At 48.6% G+C, this 19,914-nt stretch carries 17 protein-coding genes; 10 read left to right on the top strand and 7 right to left on the bottom strand.

All coding sequences use genetic code 11. The features are described from left to right. Positions 1-18: 18 nt before the first annotated feature. From AC3WTJ_RS28960 to AC3WTJ_RS28945, 4 genes are all read right to left on the bottom strand, one after another. Positions 19-1,140: an N-acetyldiaminopimelate deacetylase gene (locus tag AC3WTJ_RS28960; protein WP_492524695.1), complete on the bottom strand. Its 1,122-nt coding sequence runs from the start codon at positions 1,138-1,140 to the stop codon at positions 19-21. 20 nt (positions 1,141-1,160) lie between these two features. Then, a complete protein-coding gene (gene dapD / locus AC3WTJ_RS28955) occupies positions 1,161-1,871 on the bottom strand; it encodes a 2,3,4,5-tetrahydropyridine-2,6-dicarboxylate N-acetyltransferase (RefSeq protein WP_492524694.1) in 711 nt (236 codons plus the stop codon). 107 nt (positions 1,872-1,978) lie between these two features. Next, positions 1,979-3,865, bottom strand: a complete 1,887-nt coding sequence (locus AC3WTJ_RS28950) for an ABC transporter ATP-binding protein (protein WP_492524693.1) — start codon at positions 3,863-3,865, stop codon at positions 1,979-1,981. Further along, positions 3,862-5,586: an ABC transporter ATP-binding protein gene (locus AC3WTJ_RS28945; protein ID WP_492524692.1), complete on the bottom strand. Its 1,725-nt coding sequence runs from the start codon at positions 5,584-5,586 to the stop codon at positions 3,862-3,864. The genes AC3WTJ_RS28950 and AC3WTJ_RS28945 overlap by 4 nt, the downstream gene beginning before the upstream one ends. 405 nt (positions 5,587-5,991) lie before the next feature. Here AC3WTJ_RS28945 and pyrR point away from each other — a divergent pair, with 405 nt between their 5' ends. The 7 genes from pyrR (at position 5,992) to pyrE (ending at position 14,737) form a co-directional block, all read left to right on the top strand. Further along, positions 5,992-6,546, top strand: coding sequence for a bifunctional pyr operon transcriptional regulator/uracil phosphoribosyltransferase PyrR (gene pyrR / locus AC3WTJ_RS28940; RefSeq protein WP_127452017.1), 555 nt, complete (start codon positions 5,992-5,994; stop codon positions 6,544-6,546). A 2-nt stretch (positions 6,547-6,548) separates the two neighbouring features. After that, complete coding sequence (locus tag AC3WTJ_RS28935) at positions 6,549-7,448, top strand: aspartate carbamoyltransferase catalytic subunit (protein ID WP_157322282.1); 900 nt, start codon at positions 6,549-6,551, stop codon at positions 7,446-7,448. Positions 7,449-7,467: 19 nt separating this feature from the next. Next, a complete protein-coding gene (gene pyrC / locus AC3WTJ_RS28930; protein ID WP_492524691.1) occupies positions 7,468-8,751 on the top strand; it encodes a dihydroorotase in 1,284 nt (427 codons plus the stop codon). Between the two features lie 158 nt (positions 8,752-8,909). Beyond that, positions 8,910-10,094 carry a carbamoyl phosphate synthase small subunit gene (locus AC3WTJ_RS28925; RefSeq protein ID WP_127452021.1) on the top strand — a complete coding sequence of 395 codons (1,185 nt, stop codon included), beginning with the start codon at positions 8,910-8,912 and terminating at the stop codon, positions 10,092-10,094. A 14-nt stretch (positions 10,095-10,108) separates the two neighbouring features. Continuing rightward, positions 10,109-13,318, top strand: coding sequence for a carbamoyl-phosphate synthase large subunit (gene carB, locus AC3WTJ_RS28920; protein ID WP_492524690.1), 3,210 nt, complete (start codon positions 10,109-10,111; stop codon positions 13,316-13,318). Positions 13,319-13,373: 55 nt separating this feature from the next. Then, positions 13,374-14,063, top strand: coding sequence for an orotidine-5'-phosphate decarboxylase (gene pyrF / locus AC3WTJ_RS28915; protein WP_492524803.1), 690 nt, complete (start codon positions 13,374-13,376; stop codon positions 14,061-14,063). Between the two features lie 32 nt (positions 14,064-14,095). Further along, on the top strand, positions 14,096-14,737 hold the full coding sequence (gene pyrE / locus AC3WTJ_RS28910) for an orotate phosphoribosyltransferase (RefSeq protein WP_127452026.1): 642 nt from the start codon (positions 14,096-14,098) through the stop codon (positions 14,735-14,737). A gap of 130 nt (positions 14,738-14,867) precedes the next feature. Here the strand turns inward: pyrE and AC3WTJ_RS28905 are convergent, their stop codons facing one another. Then, positions 14,868-15,752 (bottom strand): LysR family transcriptional regulator, encoded by an 885-nt coding sequence (locus AC3WTJ_RS28905; RefSeq protein ID WP_492524689.1) that lies wholly within the window; start codon positions 15,750-15,752, stop codon positions 14,868-14,870. A gap of 123 nt (positions 15,753-15,875) precedes the next feature. Between AC3WTJ_RS28905 and dapA the strand changes: the two genes are divergently transcribed. Continuing rightward, positions 15,876-16,751, top strand: a complete 876-nt coding sequence (dapA, locus tag AC3WTJ_RS28900; RefSeq protein WP_492524688.1) for a 4-hydroxy-tetrahydrodipicolinate synthase — start codon at positions 15,876-15,878, stop codon at positions 16,749-16,751. Between the two features lie 19 nt (positions 16,752-16,770). After that, positions 16,771-17,160: a RidA family protein gene (locus tag AC3WTJ_RS28895; RefSeq protein WP_492524802.1), complete on the top strand. Its 390-nt coding sequence runs from the start codon at positions 16,771-16,773 to the stop codon at positions 17,158-17,160. 98 nt (positions 17,161-17,258) lie between these two features. On the opposite strand, the gene AC3WTJ_RS28890 is transcribed toward AC3WTJ_RS28895, so the two are convergent. After that, positions 17,259-17,765, bottom strand: a complete 507-nt coding sequence (locus tag AC3WTJ_RS28890) for a GNAT family N-acetyltransferase (RefSeq protein WP_492524687.1) — start codon at positions 17,763-17,765, stop codon at positions 17,259-17,261. Positions 17,766-17,783: 18 nt separating this feature from the next. Beyond that, positions 17,784-19,166, bottom strand: a complete 1,383-nt coding sequence (locus AC3WTJ_RS28885; protein ID WP_492524686.1) for a dipeptidase — start codon at positions 19,164-19,166, stop codon at positions 17,784-17,786. 189 nt (positions 19,167-19,355) lie between these two features. Between AC3WTJ_RS28885 and AC3WTJ_RS28880 the strand changes: the two genes are divergently transcribed. Beyond that, the gene (locus tag AC3WTJ_RS28880) at positions 19,356-19,901 is read left to right on the top strand and encodes a GNAT family N-acetyltransferase (protein ID WP_492524685.1); all 546 of its coding nucleotides are present in this window, start codon (positions 19,356-19,358) and stop codon (positions 19,899-19,901) included. Positions 19,902-19,914 lie beyond the last annotated feature (13 nt).

Here is a 19,914-nt window from a genome sequence, read left to right as displayed (position 1 = left end):
GTTTTTTTTGGTATCCATTTACTGAGATTTAAATTGGAAGTAAGCAGTAATGGTGTTAATGGCAACATCAATCGCCCGTTCATCCGGGTCAAGTTTGGCATTGTGCAGTCCGTGAGGCGTGTCTACCCCTAACCAGAACATGAAGCCGGGAATTTGCTCCAAAAAGTAGCCGAAATCTTCGCCGGTCATAGCTTCCGTACATTCTACAAGCTGAACCTGATCGGTTGTTCGCAGCCACGCCATGAACTCCCGAGTCAAAGCAGGATCGTTAAAAACTTGACGGTAATTTGAGCCGTAATCGATCGTTACTTTGCATTCAAAAGAGCTTTCGATGCCAGCAGCGATGGCTTCAATCCGTTTCTTGATCTTGTTCATTGAACTAGCGGAAAGCGTGCGAATCGTGCCTTCCAATCGACCTTTTTCGGCAATGATGTTCTGTTTAGTGCCAGCCTCCATTTTGCCGATGGTTACGACAGCCGAATCCAGCGGATTCACATTACGGGAAACGATGGTTTGCAGTTGGCCAACCATTTGCGTCGCCGCGATAATCATATCATTCGCTTGATGCGGGTAAGCGGCGTGTCCGCCTTTGCCTAGAAGGTCGATGAACAATTCAGAAGTGTTGGCGAACAAGATCTCAGGCCGTGTGGCAATGGTGCCAACCGGGTACTCAGGCGCGATATGGAGGGCAACCATCTGATCCGGCATCCAGTCCTTCAGCTCTTCCGAAGCAAGCATGGGCAGTGCGCCCCCAGGTCCTTCTTCGGCCGGCTGGAACAGGACAACAAGATCATCCTTCATAGGCTGGTTAACAAAATGGGTGATCACGCCCATCCCGATCGACATGTGAAAATCATGACCGCAGGCGTGCATATACCCAGGATGCTGCGAAGGAAACGGAAGCGTGGTTTCTTCCGTAATCGGCAGCCCGTCCATATCCGCCCGATAGCCAAAGCGTTTGGTCGGATTTGTTCCTTTAATATAAACCAAAATGCCTGTCCGCCAAGTCCGGATACTGATCCGATTCTGAGGCAGCTTAGCAAGTTCGTCTAAGAGCAGCTTTTGCGTCTTGAACTCTTCAAAGCCCGGCTCCGGAATTTGGTGAAGCTGACGACGCAATGCGATGAAAGGGCTAGACATAGGTGTTCCTCCAGATGATCTTACAGGGTACGCAGATCTTGTAAGATTTCTGTTTTGGATTTTGTTTTATCGTCAACTTTCTTGATTACACGAGCAGGAGCGCCTGCAACGACTGTGTACTCTTCAACATCTTGTGTAACGATAGCGCCAGCGGCTACTACAGAACCTTTGCCAATGCGAACGCCTTCCAAGATTACAGCATTAGCACCTACAAGTACGTCATCTTCAATAACGCAAGGTTGTGCAGAAGGAGGCTCAATAACGCCGGCAACAACTGCGCCAGCACCGATGTGACACATTTTACCGATTTGCGCTCTGCCACCGAGAACAGCGTTCATATCGATCATTGTGCCGTCGCCTACGGAAGCACCGATGTTAATAAGAGCGCCCATCATGATAACCACGTTGTCTCCGATATGTACTTTATCGCGAATAACCGCGCCTGGCTCGATACGAGCGTTAATTCCTTTTAGGTCAAGCATAGGAATTGCGGAATTACGGCGGTCTGATTCAACCACGTAATCAACGATTTGCTCTTTGTTGGCTTCAAGCACAGGGGAGATTTCGCTCCACTCGCCAAATACGACGCCGCTGCCTCCGGAAATGAAGGATTGGCTGCCTTCTCCGAATTCAATACCTTCAAGGTTTCCTTTTACATATACTTTAACGGGAGTTTTTTTCTTGCTTTCTTTAATAAACTGAATGATTTCTAACGTATTCATTTCGCTCATGGTGACATCTCCTTAAATTAAATTGACTCTCCTATATTATCAGATAGGGGGCGACGTGAAAAGGACTGCGTAACGAGTCGAATCAACTCGAATGCGCAGTCCTTCGATTATGAGATCGCTTTTGAAGCAAATTGGCTGTTGTACAGGTCGGCATAGAAGCCATTTTGCGCCAAAAGCTGCTCGTGTGTTCCTTGTTCAATCACAGTTCCATGATTCATCACTAGAATGAGATCAGCGTCACGGATGGTAGATAAGCGATGGGCAATAACAAAGCTCGTGCGGTTCTCCATCAAATTGTTCATCGCCCTCTGAATGGAGACTTCCGTGCGAGTATCTACGGAGCTGGTCGCCTCATCCAGAATCAAAATCGCAGGATCCGCTAATATCGCTCGAGCAATGGTTAGCAGCTGCTTTTGGCCATGGGAAAGATTGGAGGCTTCTTCATTTAAAATAGTGTTATATCCATCCGGCAGCGTTCGAATGAAATGATCGGCGAACGCAGCGCGAGCCGCATTCACGATCTCTTCCTCGGATGCGCCGTCTCGTCCGTAAGCGATGTTCTCCCGAATCGTGCCGTTGAACAGCCACGTGTCTTGGAGGACCATGCCGAACAGTCCGCGAAGGTGGCTGCGAGACATTTTACGGGAATCAACGCCGTCGATGGAGATCGTTCCGCCTTTTAACTCATAGAAGCGCATGAGCAGGTTAACAATGGTTGTTTTCCCAGCACCCGTCGGGCCGACGATGGCGACCGTTTGACCTGGCTCGACTTCGATGTTCATCTGCTCAATAAGCGGCTCATCCGTTTTATAGGAGAAAGCGACCTCGTTGAACTGGACGTGCCCGCGCACCTGCGTAACGGACTTGTTTGCGGTATCCTCCAACACCTCTTCCTGCTCATCCAGCAGCTCGAAGATCCGTTCCGCGGCTGCGATGGTGGACTGAATAATGTTTGCGATATTAGCAACCTGTGTGATAGGCATTCCGAATTGCCCGGAGTACTGGATGAAGGCCAAAATATCACCAATTTTGATCGTGCTTTGTGTCACCATGATACCGCCAATGACACTGACGAGCACATATCCGATATTTCCGATAAATGACATGAGGGGAAAGATCATTCCGGAAATAAATTGCGCCTTCCAGCCGGAATGATACAACCGGTCATTGATTTCATTGAATTTCTCGATAGAGTGGCGTTCACGCCCGAATGCTTTAACAATGGTATGTCCCGTATACATTTCCTCGACGTGGCCATTGAGCTCGCCAAGTGTTTTTTGCTGGCCTTTGAAATATTTCTGCGAGCGGGAAGCAATCATTTTCGTTGCCATAATGCTTAAAGGCAGCGTGATGATGGTTACCAAAGTCAATAGGGGACTAATCGTAAGCATCATAATGATAATCCCGAGCAGCGTGACGATGGATGTGATGAGCTGAGTTAAACTTTGCTGCATGGTGGAAGAGATCGTATCGACATCATTCGTTGCGCGACTCATCGTATCTCCATGACTACGGGAATCAAAGAAAGAAAGTGGAACCCGAGTCAGCTTGTCGCTAATATCTTTGCGGAGATTAAACACAATTTTCTGTGTGACACCAACCATAATCCTTTGCTGGATAAAAGTTAAAACAGAGCTGAATACGTATAGCGCAGCTAGTATCAAAACAATTTGCAGCAGCGCATCAAAGTCAATTTTCGCACCAGGCACACCCTTGAGCTTAGCCATGGAGCCTTCGTACAGCTTTGTCGTTGCATTCCCCATGAGTTTGGGACTAATGATGCTGAAGACCGTACTGAGCACGGCAGCTATAAAAACAGAAATGATAGATACCCGGAAAGGCTTCATATAGCCGGACAGCCGACGCAAGGTACCCTTGAAATCCTTCGCTTTCTGAACTGGCATGCCCATCGCACCCATACCGCCTCGGCCAAAATGAGCTGGATTCACACCTTGGGAGGGAGGACGCTGCCCGTTTCTTGGTTGATCACTCATGCAATTTCCTCCTCTGACAGCTGGGAAGCCACGATTTCTTGATAAACACTGCAGGTGCTCATCAGCTCGGCATGTGTGCCGATCCCGGCAATGCGTCCGTCTTCTAGCACGATAATCCGGTTGGCATCCATGATGGTGCTGACTCGCTGAGCTACGATGATTTTCGTCGCTTGCGCGGTTTCAGCTTTAAGTGCCGCCCGCAGCTTCGCGTCCGTTTTGAAATCAAGCGCAGAGAAGCTGTCATCGAAAACGTAGATTTCCGGTTTGCGGGCGAGGGCTCGGGCAATGGCTAACCGCTGCTTTTGACCGCCGGATAAATTCGTGCCTCCCTGAGCCAGGATGGATTGATAGCCGTCTTTCAATTCGGCAATGAAATCTGCAGCTTGCGCCGTCTGCGCAGCCTGTTGGATCTCGTCCTCCGTTGCAGACTCGCGTCCGAACCGGATATTGTCGGCAACCGTACCGGAGAAGAGCGCCGCTTTTTGCGGGACATATCCAATTTGTTGTCTCAGGCTATCTATTTGTAAGGTGGGTAAGGGATGGCCGTCAATCGTAATGCTGCCTTCATTAACATCATAAAAGCGCAGCAGCAAATTGATCAGCGTTGTTTTGCCAGAACCCGTACCGCCAATAATGGCTGTTATCTCACCCGGCTCTGCGCGGAATGAAATATCACGGATGGCAGGCTGCTCGGCACCCGGGTAGCTGAAAGTCACATGTTTGAATTCAATCGCTGCCTGATCGGAAGGAAGAGCCTGTGCCTCTTTGGTATTTTGTATCGTAGAGGTCAAAGCCAGAACTTCATTAATACGCCCGGAAGAGGCGGATGCTCTAGGGATCATCATGAAAATCATTGTCATCATGAACATCGAAAACATAATTTGCATCGCATATTGAATGAAAGCCATCAAATCGCCAATTTGCATCTGTTGGCTATCAATGCGTATTCCCCCATACCAAAGGATCACGACAATCCCCAAATTAAAAACCAGCATCATGATTGGCATCATCGTCGCCATGATCGTGTTCACTTTGATGGCCGTTTGGGTGTAATCCATATTCGCTTTTGCAAACTTCGTCTGTTCATGACCGGAACGGTTAAAAGCGCGAATGACTCGAATACCGGTCAAATTCTCGCGAAGCACGAGATTGATGGCATCTATTTTGATTTGCAGCACTTTAAATAGAGGAAGCCCTTTGGACATGATTCCTATGATGGCTAATGCGAGAATCGGAATGACGGCAATGAGGACAATGGCCAGATGGGCATCTTTATAGGTCGCCATAATGACACCGCCGATCAACATGGTCGGCGCACCGATGAACATTCGCATCATAACGATCACTTGCTGTACTTGTGCGATGTCATTGGTGGTTCGTGTAATCAGCGAGGAGGTGCCGACCTTGTCAAACTCATTTAAGGAAAAGCTCTCGACATGGCTAAAAAGCTTGCGGCGCAAATCCCTGCCGAATCCAGTGGCTGTCCGTGCCAGCAAATAGCTGGCGACCATCACGCAAACCATCGCGCCCATAGCTACCAAAAGCATGTAGGCCCCATAACGGAGAATATAGGCAACATCCCCATGCAAGACTCCGACATCGACGATGTCCGAGAGCAAAGTGGGGAGATACAGTTGAGACAATGACTGAAGAAGCATTAAGGCGATGATGGCAACAACTGAAACTTTGTACGGATTCAAAAGTCTAAACAGTTTGAACAAATGTTTTCCTCCTTAGGGAATTGTGAGTAATGCCATAGTGGATTTTGATATGTAAATTATAACACATGATAAAAATTCTGTTCAAAAATTCAACGCAATTCATATTGACTTATCTTGTCGAAAGTGGCATAATGCTTTTAATTACATATGTACCTTTAAAAACAGTCCAGAGAGGCTGGCAAGGTAGTCGATAAGAAAAGACGGGATAAATTGAATCGTGAATTCAGTTTATGAACAAGCTTGGGGATGTGCGCATCCTTATGCCCCGCTCTGTATCTTTATGCACGCTAACTCCTTGCCAATGAATGGGCAAGGAGTTTTTTGGTGTGTTTTAACCTGGCCAAAACTCAGCTAATGCTTACGATGCCAGTTTTGCTAAAGCAAAACTCTCAGGAGGCGAATCAAATGAACGAAGCAACCGAGCACACGATTATAGACGAAATGGGAATTCGTCGTGCTCTTACGCGGATTGCACATGAGATACTTGAAAAGAATAAAGGGGTAGAAAATTGCACCCTAATTGGGATTCGGACACGAGGCATTTATTTAGCGAAGCGAGTCGCTGAGAGAATCATGGAAATCGAAGGCGTGCCGGTTCCTGTCGGTGAGATTGATATCACTTCGTATCGAGACGACCGCGTTAAAGTGAAATCGGCCCTGAACGTCCAAGAAGGCGGCCGCATCCAAATTCAAGACCGGAAAATCATTCTGTTCGACGATGTCCTGTTTACGGGACGCACCGTGCGGGCAGCGATGGACGCCTTGATCGACTTAGGCAGGCCGCAAATGATTCAGTTGGCCGTGCTAGTGGACAGAGGGCATCGCGAACTGCCGATTCGCCCGGATTATGTAGGAAAGAACGTACCTACCTCCAAAAGTGAAAGCATTGAAGTGCTGCTTACGGAAATCGACGACAAAGACGGCGTCATTATACTTCAACAGAGGGGGAAACAGGAGTGAGCATGGTGAGTACACAAACCAAACATTTTCTAGGACTAAAAGGAGTTAGCGCAGATGAGATCATAAGCATCCTTGATCGCGCGGCTTATTGGGAGCAGAGTCCTGCGAAAGTGACCAATCAATTTAACGGCAAATTCGTTTCCAACTTATTTTTTGAAAATAGCACAAGAACCCGCTTTTCCTTCGAACTGGCGCAAAAGCGTCTAGGCGCAGATGTTCTGAACTTCTCAGCAGCGGAGTCCAGCGTTCAGAAAGGCGAATCCATCTACGACACAGTCCGTACGCTGGAGTCGATGGGGATCGACGCAGGCGTCATCCGCTTGAAGCCGAACGGCGTGCTCCAGGAGCTCGCGGAGAAAATCAAAATCCCGCTTATTAATGCGGGGGACGGCAACAACGAGCATCCAACGCAAGCGCTGCTCGACTTCTACACGATGCGCAAGCAATTCGGCGCCATCAAAGGGCTGACGGTCTCCATCGTTGGAGACATTCTGCACAGCCGCGTGGCACGCTCCAATCTGTGGGGACTGCTTGCTCTGGGGGCGAAAGTGCAGTTCTGCGCTCCAGCAAGCATGCAAGCTCCGGAACTCGCAGAGTTCGCGCCGTATGTGTCCTTCGATGAAGCACTGAAGGCAGACGTTGTTATGATGCTGCGCGTGCAGCTGGAACGCCACGATACAGGGCTGCTTCGCTCCGCAGAGGAATACCGCGAGCAATACGGTTTAACGGTAGAGCGCGCAAGCCGAATGGCTCCTCACGCGATCATCATGCATCCGGCTCCGGTTAACCGCAACGTGGAACTGGACGATGAATTGGTTGAACATGAGAAATCAAAAATTTTCACACAAATTGCTCACGGCGTACCGATTCGTATGGCCGTCATTGAACGAGCTTTATCATAAAACAGGGGGACTTACAACAATGGGCATTTGGATTCTAAACGGAACGACAGTTGACGCAAATAATGTACAAGCGAAGAAACACATTTTAGTTGAAAATGATAAAATTGCTCAAGTTCTGGACGCTGTTGAAGGTTCAACGCCACAAACCGAAGGGCATGAAGTCATCGATGCAGCAGGCAAATTGGTAACACCTGGCTTTATTGATATGCATGTTCACTTGAGAGAGCCCGGGTTTGAACATAAAGAAAACATTGCGACCGGAACGCGTTCCGCTGCAAGAGGCGGATTCACAACGATTGCTTGTATGCCAAATACAAGACCCGTCATCGATACGGTAGAGACGGTGAACTACATATTGGACAAAGCAGCTACAGAAGGCGTAGTTCGTGTCCTTCCTTACGGCACGATTACGAAAAACGAGCTTGGCCGCGAGTTGACTGACTTTGCCGCGCTGAAAGAAGCGGGCGTCATCGGCTACACGGATGACGGCGTTGGCGTGCAAAGCGCGCAAATGATGAAGGATGCCATGGCCTTGGCCGCATCCATCGGAATGCCCATCATCGCTCACTGCGAGGACGATACGCTTGTTGTCGGAGCGCCGGTCAGCGAAGGCTCCTTCGCCAAGAAGCACGGCCTGAAAGGCATCCCGAATGAATCCGAAGCGATTCATGTTGGCCGCGACGTGCTGCTGGCTGAAGCAACAGGTGTTCACTACCACGTGTGCCACGTTTCTACCGAGCAATCGGTTCGATTGATCCGTCATGCGAAACAGTTCGGAATTAAAGTAACTGCAGAGGTTTGCCCGCATCACCTTGTGCTATCCGATGAAGATATTCCAGGGCTTGACGCGAACTGGAAGATGAACCCGCCGCTGCGCACACCGCGCGATGTGCAAGCTGTCATCGAAGGCCTTGAAGACGGGACGATCGACATTATCGTGACGGATCATGCGCCTCACTCGGAAGAAGAGAAAGAGAAGGGCATGATGCTGGCGCCATTCGGTATCCTTGGTTTCGAGACGGCCTTCAACCTGCTGTACACGAAATTTGTCCTGACCGGCAAATGGACGCTTGGCTTCCTGGTAGATCGTATGACTAAGAAACCAGCTGATGTATTCGGACTTCCATACGGAACGTTGAATGTAGGCAGCATCGCGGACATCACTATCGTGGATTTAGAAACAGAACGCGAGGTTCTCAAAGAAGAGATTGTTTCACGCAGTAAAAACACACCGTTTATCGGATGGAAACTGAAGGGGTGGCCCGTTGTTACCATCGCTTCCGGAAAAATCGTTTATTCATAAAAACGACACGAACGATCTATACGGCAACCCGAAAATCGTGTATATTTATACAAACTGATCATTTTTTATGCAAGTCTACGCATAAAGATGATAACAAATAAGCATGACATCTGCGGTTCGTTAGAATCGCCTGACAATAGTGAAGGAGCTGAACATACATGCAGGCAAGATTGTTGCTGGAAGACGGCACGCTTTTTACAGGAAAATCGTTCGGTAGTGAAGGAGAGTCCGTCGGTGAGGTAGTATTCAACACGGGAATTACAGGGTATCAGGAGGTTCTTTCCGACCCTTCCTACTGCGGTCAAATCGTAACGATGACTTACCCATTGGTGGGGAACTACGGTGTGATTCGTGATGATTTTGAATCCGTACGCCCATTCATTCATGGTTTTGTCGTTCGTGAGCATGAAGAAATCCCAAGCAACTGGAGAGCTCAATACACACTGGGCAGCTTGCTTAAGGAATACGGCATCGTAGGCATCAGCGGTATCGATACGCGCATGTTGACTCGTAAGATCCGTCACCACGGCGTTATGAAAAGCTTGCTGACAACTTCCAATAAATCCGTTGCCGAGTTGACTGAAATCCTGAGAGGAACTTCCCTCATGACGGATCAAGTAGCGCGCGTCTCCACGAAAAGCGTGTACGGGGCACCAGGTCACAAAGAGCGTATCGTATTGGTTGACTTTGGGGCAAAAAGCGGAATTATCCGCGATCTGAGCAAACGCGACTGTGACGTTGTTGTTGTGCCTCAAGATGCAACAGCAGAACAAATTCGCCGACTTGCACCAGACGGCGTCCTGCTGTCTAACGGCCCTGGGGATCCAAAAGACGTTCCACACGCTGTCGAAATGATCAAAGGTTTGCTTGGCGACATTCCGCTTTTCGGAATTTGCTTGGGTCACCAACTGTTCGCACTTGCTTGCGGCGCTGACACTGACAAACTGAAATTCGGACATCGCGGCGGTAACCACCCGGTGAAAGATTTGGCTTCCGGCCGCTGCTACATTACATCGCAAAACCATGGCTACACAGTGAAAGATGAGTCCGTTGCCGGAACTGATCTTGAAGTGACGCACATTAACAATAATGACCGTACAATTGAAGGTTTGAAACATAAGAAATTCCCGGCTTTCTCGGTTCAATACCATCCGGAAGCTGCACCTGGGCCGTTTGACTCCAGCTATCTGTTCGATGATTTCATCTCGATGATTCGTCAGCACAAACTAGATAATCCAGAACAACCGCGCCAAGCGCAAATGCTTGCTCAATGGAAAGCGTCCGCGGCATCGACATCTGTAAGTAAAGCTTACGAAGCAAGTTTTGCTGAAGCAAAACTCTAGGGAGGAACTGTAATATGCCAAAAAATAATACACTCAAAAAGATCCTCGTTATCGGTTCCGGTCCGATCGTTATCGGTCAGGCAGCGGAATTCGACTATGCGGGAACGCAAGCTTGCCAAGCATTGAAAGAAGAAGGCATGGAAGTTATCCTGATCAACTCCAACCCGGCTACGATCATGACGGATACGAACATGGCCGACAAAGTATATATCGAACCAATTACGCTGGAATTCGTTACACAAATCATTCGTCAAGAGCGTCCAGACGGTTTGCTTCCGACTTTAGGTGGTCAAACAGGCCTGAACATGGCTGTAGAACTTGCTCGCGCAGGAGTTCTTGAGAGCGAAAACGTGAAGCTTCTGGGTACGCAGCTTACTGCGATTGAGAAAGCGGAAGACCGCGATCTTTTCAGAGACTTGATGAGAGAGCTGGAGCAGCCTGTTCCGGATAGCGTTATCGTAACAACTGTCGCGCAAGCGGTAGATTTTGCAAATGAAATCGGCTTCCCGATCATTGTTCGCCCAGCCTACACACTTGGTGGTACTGGCGGCGGTATCTGTAACACGATGGAAGAGCTGACGGACATCGTAGCTTCCGGAATTCGTTACAGCCCAATCGGCCAATGTCTGGTTGAGCGCAGCATCGCAGGTATGAAAGAAGTCGAGTATGAAGTTATGCGTGACGCGAACGACAACTGTATTGTTGTATGTAATATGGAGAATTTTGATCCAGTAGGCGTACATACAGGAGACAGTATCGTAGTAGCGCCAAGCCAAACATTGTCGGATCGTGAGTACCAAATGCTGCGTTCCGCATCCCTGAAAATTATTCGCGCTTTGAACATCGAAGGCGGTTGTAACGTACAATATGCGCTTGATCCGCACAGCTTCCAGTACTATGTTATCGAAGTTAACCCTCGTGTAAGCCGCTCTTCAGCGCTTGCATCCAAAGCTACAGGTTATCCGATTGCCAAAATGGCAGCTAAAATCGCAATTGGCTACACGCTCGATGAGCTTGTAAATCCAGTAACAGGTCAAACGTATGCTTGCTTCGAGCCTGCACTTGACTACATCGTGTCCAAAATCCCGCGTTGGCCTTTCGATAAATTCACGGCGGCTAACCGCAAATTGGGTACACAAATGAAAGCAACCGGCGAGGTTATGGCGATCGGACGTACATTCGAAGAGTCCATTCACAAAGCGGTTCGCTCTTTGGAAATTGGCGTACATCGTTTGTTCCTGAAGGAAACAGACCTTTTAGATAAAGAAACATTGGAATCCCGTTTGCAAAAACCAGATGATGAGCGCTTGTTCTTGCTGGCAGAAGCTTACCGCAGGGGTTATTCTGTAGAACAATTGCAGAATTTGACGAAAATTGATTGGTGGTTCTTGAACAAGCTTGAAGGTTTGATCAAGTACGAGAAAGAAATCGCCGCAAGCGAATTAACGGCTGATCTGATTTTTGAAATTAAGCGCAAAGGTTTCACAGACCGCGCTGTTGCTGAAATTCGTACGCTTGCTGGCTGCACAACATTCATTAACGAAGCGGATGTAAGAGCTTATCGCTTGAAGCAAAACATTAAACCTGTTTACAAAATGGTTGATACTTGCGCAGCGGAGTTTGAAGCTTCGACGCCATACTACTATTCAACTTATGAGCAAGAAGATGAAGTAACGGAAACAACGAAAGAGAAAGTTGTTGTACTTGGTTCCGGTCCAATCCGTATCGGACAAGGGATTGAGTTTGACTACTCAACAGTACACGCTGTATGGGCGATTCAAGCTGCTGGCTACGAAGCTGTTATTATCAATAACAACCCAGAGACGGTATCCACGGACTTCAACACGTCCGATCGCTTGTACTTCGAGCCATTGTTCTTCGAAGATGTGATGAACGTCATTGAACGCGAGAAACCAATCGGGGTTATCGTACAATTCGGCGGTCAAACCGCGATCAACTTGGCAGCTCCTTTACACAAAGCAGGAGTTCGCATTCTAGGTTCCGATCTGGAAAGTATCGATACTGCGGAAGATCGCAAGAAATTCGAAGCTTTGCTAAGCAAGCTTTCCATTGCTCAACCACCAGGCGGTACAGTAACTTCTGTGAATGAAGCGGTTGGAACTGCAGCAAAATTCGGTTATCCGGTTATCGTTCGACCTTCCTATGTCTTGGGCGGACGTGCGATGGAAATCGTCTACTCCGATGAAGAATTGCTGAGCTACATGGAATATGCGGTGAAAATCAACCCTGAGCATCCGGTTCTGATCGACCGTTATATGCTGGGTAAAGAGGTAGAAGTAGACGCGATTTGTGATAGAGAAACGGTTCTAATCCCTGGGATTATGGAACACGTTGAGCGTGCAGGAGTTCACTCCGGCGACTCCATCGCGGTATATCCTCCGCAATCGCTCTCTGATGAAATTAAGGCGCAAGTTATCGAGATTACGACAAAAATCGGTCTGGAACTTAACGTAGTGGGCTTGGTCAACATCCAGTTCGTTATCCACAACGACCAAGTGTATGTAATCGAGGTTAACCCGCGTTCTTCCAGAACGGTACCATTCTTAAGCAAAGTAACGAACATACCGATGGCTAACGTGGCGACACGCGTCATTATGGGACAAAAGCTGGCGGATATGGGTTACCAAAGCGGTCTATGGCCGGAAGATAACTATGTCTCCGTAAAAGTGCCGGTATTCTCCTTCGCGAAACTTCGCCGTGTCGATACAACACTCGGACCTGAGATGAAATCAACAGGTGAGGTAATGGGTCGCGATACGAACTTTGCCAAGGCGCTTTACAAAGGCTTAATCGGTGCGGGCATGAAAATCCCGTCTGCAGGTTCAGTCGTAGTGACTGTTGCTGACAAAGACAAGGAAGAAGCGATTGAAATCTTGAAAGGCTTCTACCGCCTCGGTTATAAAATCATTGCAACCGGCGGAACGGCCACAGCGATTGAAGAAGCTGGCCTTCCAGTCACAACGGTGCATAAATTGAGCGAAGGCTCACCGAACATTTTGGATCTGATTCGCAGCGGCGACGCGCAGTTTGTTGTCAACACGCTGACCAAAGGCAAAACGCCTGAGCGCGACGGTTTCCGTATCCGCCGTGAAGCTGTTGAGAACGGTGTGGTTTGTATGACATCGCTTGACACAGTAAGAGCACTTGTGAATATGCTTGAAGCGATCAACTTCTCCTCACGCTCCATGCCGGTTCATGTCTAAGAAAGAGGTGACGGACTTGTCAGTATTAACTCGTACGGATGTTGCAGGACGCATTATGGTCGCGCTCGATTATGCGAATGCGGCAAGCGCCGAAGGGCTGCTGAAGCAGCTCGAGGGCATCCCTTGCTACGTGAAGGTGGGCATGCAGCTGTTCTATGCTGCAGGTCCAAGCTTCGTCGCGAGCCTGAAAGATCGCGGTTATAAGGTGTTCCTCGATGTGAAGATGCATGACATTCCGAACACGGTCAAAGGCGGCGCGGAAAGCGTAACGCGCCTAGGGGTGGATGTGTTCAACGTCCATGCCGCCGGAGGCAAGGACATGATGGTCGCTACCTTGGAGGGTGTCGACAAGGGATTGGCCGCAGGCGCAGCACGCCCGATCGTTATCGGCGTGACGCAGCTGACCAGCACCTCGCAAGCGGTGCTGAACGAAGAGATCGGCTTGACCGGTACGGTGGAGCAAGCCGTCATTCGTTATGCCCGCTTGGCGCATGCCGCGGGGCTTCAGGGCGTCGTCGCGTCACCGCTAGAGGTGACGGCGATTAAGGAGGCGTGCGGTGACGGGTTCGTCACCGTAACGCCGGGCATCCGCCCGGCAGGCGCGGATGTGGGCGACCAGTCGCGCATTATGACGCCAGGCGAGGCGTTTGCGCAGGGTACGGACTACGTCGTGATCGGCAGACCGATCACAGGCGCGGCGGACCCTAGGGCTGCATTGGAATCGATTATTGATTCCATCTTGTAACATCTAACAACGGAAGGAACGGTGGAAGTAACATGAGTCAACTCGAAACGATTGCGAAGCATGTCGCGGCTTCCTTATTAGATATTCAAGCGGTAGCGTTAAGACCGCAGCAACCTTTTACATGGACATCGGGCTTGAAATCCCCGATTTATTGCGACAACCGTCTGACAATGTCACACCCGGCGATTCGCGAAGCAATCGCTGACGGCTTCGTCAGCTTAATTCAAGAGAAGTTCCCGGATGCCGAGGTTGTAGCCGGTACAGCAACAGCTGGTATCCCTCATGCGGCATGGGTCGCTCAGAAGCTGGGTCTCCCAATGATTTATATTCGCGATAAAGCGAAAGGCCATGGCAAAGAGAACCTGATTGAGGGTTCTGTGAAGCCAGGCCAAAAGGTCATCGTTATCGAGGACCTGATTTCAACAGGCGGAAGCTCTTTGAAAGCAGCGATTGCTGTCAAAGAAGCCGGAGCCATTCCGTTAGGCGTACTAGCGATTTTCTCCTACCAATTGGATAAAGCGACTGACGCTTTCCAAGCTGCGGAGATGCCGCTTCATACGCTTTCCAACTACTCTACGCTGCTTGAAGTAGCTTTGGAGAAGGGTGCAATCAAAGCTGAGGATATGGCTTTGCTCCGTTCATGGAGAGAGAATCCTGCTGCGTTTGGTGTATAAAAGGAATTGAAGCGTGCTAGTTTCGGCTGGTTACCGCACCGGCGGCGCCATACTTGGATGACATTCTCGACATCCACATATTAATGAAATGCGAAGAAGCCCTACCTTTTCGAAAAGGAGGGCTTCTTTTTTATTTGTCTTCCTCGTTATTGGTCAACAGTTGGATAAAAGATTGCAAGGGCTGGGAGATCCACTTTTTGGGATGAAGCAGCAGTTGGATATCCAGTTTCAAATCTTCATGTGAAAAAGGGAGGGAAACAAGCCTTTTTTGTTCAAGCTCGCTCTGAACGACAATTCTGGGAAGCAGCGCGATCCCGAGCCCGTTCATGACGCATTGCTTAATGGCCTCTAAATTGCCTAGTTCGAAGCCAATTTGGAGCGGGATGGCGTGATCTTTGAGCAGCTTTTCAAACATGCCCCGATAAATGCAGCTTTCCTCTGTCACAATAAACTCAGTTTGTTGAAGATCGGTAAGCTCAATTCGGTCTAATTGTGTGAGCGGATGAGTCAATGGGACGACGAGCAGCAAGGGTTCTTCTTTAATTTTCGTACAGGTTAAGAGGGGCTCAGCTGGATATCGGTCCAAAAGCAAACCCAGATCGTAGTCGCCTTCTCTGACTTTGGTCATCAGGGAGGCTTCGCTGTCCGGATATAACTGAATATTGAGGCCGGGATAAAGCTGTTTCAAAGCTTGTAAATAAGGAGGCAGGTAATAAGCTGCAAGCGAGTTGATCGTGCCAATCGTCAAAGTACCGGTGACCTGGCTTGCCACCATTTCTTTGGATTGATCATAGAGATCGAGCATCTGCACGGCCAGTTTCAGAAGGCTTTCACCAGGAGAGGTCAGCCGCAGCTGCCGACCAAATCGTTCAAAAAGAGGCACCCCGTATTCACGCTCAAGCTTCTGAATTTGCATCGTAATGCTGGATTGCGCATAGCCTAATTCTTCGGCGGCTTTGGTAAAGCTTTTTCTTCGAGCAACCTCCCGAAAGGTGCGGAAATACGTTAAGTCCATGGTTGCCTCCTAATCTTACTTCAAAATTTTTGATGAGTAGTATCACTAATTATAGCTAACTGTGATGCATTATTCCATGCTAAAGTGGATGTACAACATCAAATTAACGGGGAGATGGCTTATATGTTAAATGAAAAAGACTTGCATGGTGTGTATGTTCCTATCATTACGCCTTTTGATGAAGAAGGAGAGTTGGATGCTGCCTCCTTTTATAATCATGCCTACAATTTGTTTCAAGACGGAATCGATGGGCTCGTCGTTAATGGTACGACAGGGGAATCCCCGACGATTGCGAGCGATGAACTGGGCGTTATGTTTGCAACCGCTCAAGCTGCTCGAGATGCAGCCCATGTGCATGTCCCGCTTGTAGTGGGCACGGGCACGAATGATACGCGTTCTACGGTGCGTAAAACAGAAGAAGCTGGAAAACTTGGCGCTGACAGTGCTTTAGTCGTGGTGCCGTATTATAATAAACCTAGTCAGCAAGGGATTATTGAGCATTTTCGCCTTGTTGCGAGTGTTGGTGTGCCCGTGATTCTCTACGAGGTTCCCCATCGTACAGGGATTAAATTAGAACTGGATACGGTTCGGACCATTCTCGAACTGGATGGTGTGATTGGAATGAAAGACAGTACGCCCAACACTCAGCTAGTCTCGGAGCTTACTAGATTGGGCTCGAAGCCGATTTTGTGCGGTGAAGATACGTTGCTTTTCGAGGCTCTTCAATCTGGAGCAAAGGGTGTAATGAGCGCATCTGCGAATGTGGAGACAGAGCGGTTTGTAGCGTTTTACCGCCAATTTCTGGCAGGGCAGCAGGAGAAAAGCCAAGAGCTTTTTGAAGAATTGCTTCCGCTGATTCGCCTGCTTTTCCAAGAGCCTAATCCAGCTCCACTGAAATGGCTGCTTGAGCAGCAAGGGGGCATTGAAACGGGTACGCTTCGCTTGCCGCTTATGCCAGTATCGGAAGGTTTGCGCGCTAAGCTTGCATCTTATCTGTGAAAGGGGAGTTGAGTGAATGATGACTCGAACAAAAGTATTTACAGGCTCGCCTTGGGAGGCAACGGTAGGTTATTGCCGCGCAATCCGAGTAGGAAATCGCATTGAGGTGGCCGGAACAACAGCAATGAGGGATGGCGAAGTGGTTGGCGAAGGCAGCGCTTATGAGCAAGCGCGTTATGTGCTGGAAACGATTGAGAAAGCACTCTTAGAGCTTGGAGCCACGATGTCGGATGTCATACGAACGCGCATGTTTGTGACGGATATTTCCTTATGGGAGGAATTCGGCCGTGCGCATGGGGAATATTTCCGGGATGTTCAGCCTGTGGCAACAATGGTTGAGGTGAAAGCTTTAATTGATCCCAGGTTAATGATCGAAATTGAAGTTGAGGCGTTGAAGACCGAAGAGTAGAGATGTGTTCAGGTTTAAAAAATAAATAGCGCTTTTCCGTTTTGTCGATGATGTCATGTCGCTGACAAGAGGAAAAGCGCTATTTGCGTTGTTATTTCTTAACCGACCCGTTTACCAAGAATAATCAGGTCTCGTTCGATGCCGTCAAGCTCGGCAATGCCAGGCAGATGCGCCCAATTTTCAAAACCAAATTTACGGAAAAGCTGCAAACTAGGTTCATTATGGCCGAAAATAAAGCCGAGCAAAGTCTTAAGCCCCAGCTTTGGGCAAGCGTCTAAAGCCTGCTCCATGAGGTATCGTCCGATTCCTTGGCCGCGGCACGTTTCGTCTATGTAAATACTGACTTCAGCCGTGGCATTGTAGGCCGGGCGGCCATAAAAGGATTGAAAACTTAGCCAGCCGCAGATCCCGCTGCCATTTTCCAGTACCCATAAAGGCCGGAAATCGGCAGAGTGCTCATGAAACCAGCCTTCACGACTGGCTGTCGTTACGGGTTCCGTATCTGCGGTAACCATACGCCCTGCGATTGTTGAATTATAGATACGTACGATATCCGCGAGATCTTCCAAATTGGCATCGCGAAGAGATAGATTTGTTGTGCTCATGATGTTCGCTCATTCCTCTCATGCATTCTCATTTCGTGCAGCTAGTTTCAGCCAGAAGCGGCTGATGGTTTCCGTTCCCTTTTCCCAATTGATCAAATGGAAGTGCTCATTAGGTGCATGCAAGTTCTCACCCGGAAGGCCAAAGCCGAGCAGAACAACAGGGGCATCCAGCACGCGGCCCAATACCTCCACGATTGGAATGGAGCCGCCGCTTCGTGTGTACACCGGCCATGCGCCATAAGTATCTTCATAGGCTTCAGCGGCTGCAACCATGACAGGCTCGTCGATTGGCGTAATAAACGGATTGCCGCGTAATTGACGATCGAGCGTTACTTTAACGCCAGGCAAATCTTGGGCATGTATATGCGCTTCAACGGCATTCATGATCTCATCCGGGTCTTGCGCAGCAACGAGACGGCAGGCAATCTTGGCCGAAGCACGGTTAGGGATAATCGGTTTAATCCCTTCACCTTGAAAACCGCCGCTCACCGAGGTTATTTCCAACGTGGGTCTCGACGTTGTTTGTTCGTAGAACGAGAATCCTTTTTCGCCATATAACTTGTCGACATTTAGATTTGTACGGACTTTATTTTCATCAGGCTCAACTTGTTTAAAAGCTTCGCGCTCTTTGTCTGAAAGCTCGATGACACGATCGTAGAAGCCTTCGACAGCTACTCGGCCATCGGCATCATGAAAAGAGCTAAGCAGCTTGGTTAAAGCATGAATCGGATTTTGCACAGCTCCGCCAAATAACCCGGAATGCAGGTCGCTGTTCGCTCCATCGATCGTAATCTCAAAACCGGCAAGACCGCGTAAGCCATACATAAGCGCCGGTTTGCCAGGGCCGTGCATCTGAGTGTCTGAGAGGGCAACAGCGTCAGCCTGCAATTTGTCTTTGTACTTTTCTACAAAGGGAGGCAGGTTTTTACTGGCAATTTCTTCTTCGCCTTCAATGCAGAATTTCACATTCACGGGAAGACTGCCCTGCGTACGCAGGAAAGCTTCCACCACTTTTACATAAAGCAGGAGTTGACCTTTATCGTCAGTGCTGCCTCGGGCAAAAAGCTTCCCATCGCGGATGACAGGCTCGAATGGCGGAGTTTCCCATAATTCCATAGGGTCAGCCGGTTGAACGTCATAGTGTCCATAAATAAGTACGGTTGGTTTACCTTCTGCATGCAGCCAGTCAGCATAAACGACAGGATGCCCATCTGTAGGCATGATTTCAATATTTTCTAAACCGGCTTTTCTGAGGGAGTCAGCCGTCCACTCCGCACAACGTTTTATATCCGGTTGGTGTTCGGCAACAGCACTAATACTTGGAATCCGCAAAAATTGCATCAATTCCTCTATGTGTTGGTCTCTTTGCTCTTCCAAATAGGTTTTGATTGTTTCAATCATGTCGGTATTCTCCTTCTTTGTAAGCAATTCTAAATAAGCTGCTTCTTTTAACTTCCCCAAAGGGCGGCAAAATCCTGCAAATGAATGCTGCTGTTTCACAATTTGTAGGAGAGTTGCATGCAGCTAAGGGAAGCAGGTATTATTGTAAAGCCAAATAAACGGAACCGCGACGGTTAAGGAGGAGTAAACATGCAGCTTGTTTGTAAAACAGAACGAATGTCTTTGGTTCATTTGGATCCAACTTCATCTGAGCTGGTGCTTGATTATGTGAATCGCAATCGTGCTTTTTTGAAGGAATGGGAAATTGAGCGCAATGAGCTGTATTATACGAATTCGTATCAAGCTGATTTACTTGAGAAAGAAGTGAAACTGATCGAGGACGGTCTGCTGCTGAAAGTATGGATGTTGTTTGAAGACCGCTTGATTGGGTCAATTTCTCTAAGCAATATTGTCAGAGGAGCCTTTCAATCCTGCCATTTGGGCTATCGAATGGATGGAAGCCTCGTTAATCGCGGGCTTATGACGGAAGGTGTACAAGCAATGATTGATTATGCTTTCGAGGTTATGGGGCTGCACCGCATTGAAGCCAACATCATGCCACGCAACGTTGCCTCTTTGAGGGTTGTGGAGAAACTGGGGTTCTATGAGGAGGGCTTGGCGTTCAAATATTTGAAAATTCATGGTGTTTGGGAGGACCATATTCATATGGTGCTGCGAAATACGGCTATGGAATAAAAGCGGTAGATGT

Source organism: Paenibacillus sp. FW101-FHT12H11, from assembly GCF_058790355.1.
This window is presented reverse-complemented; position numbering and strand designations above follow the sequence as displayed.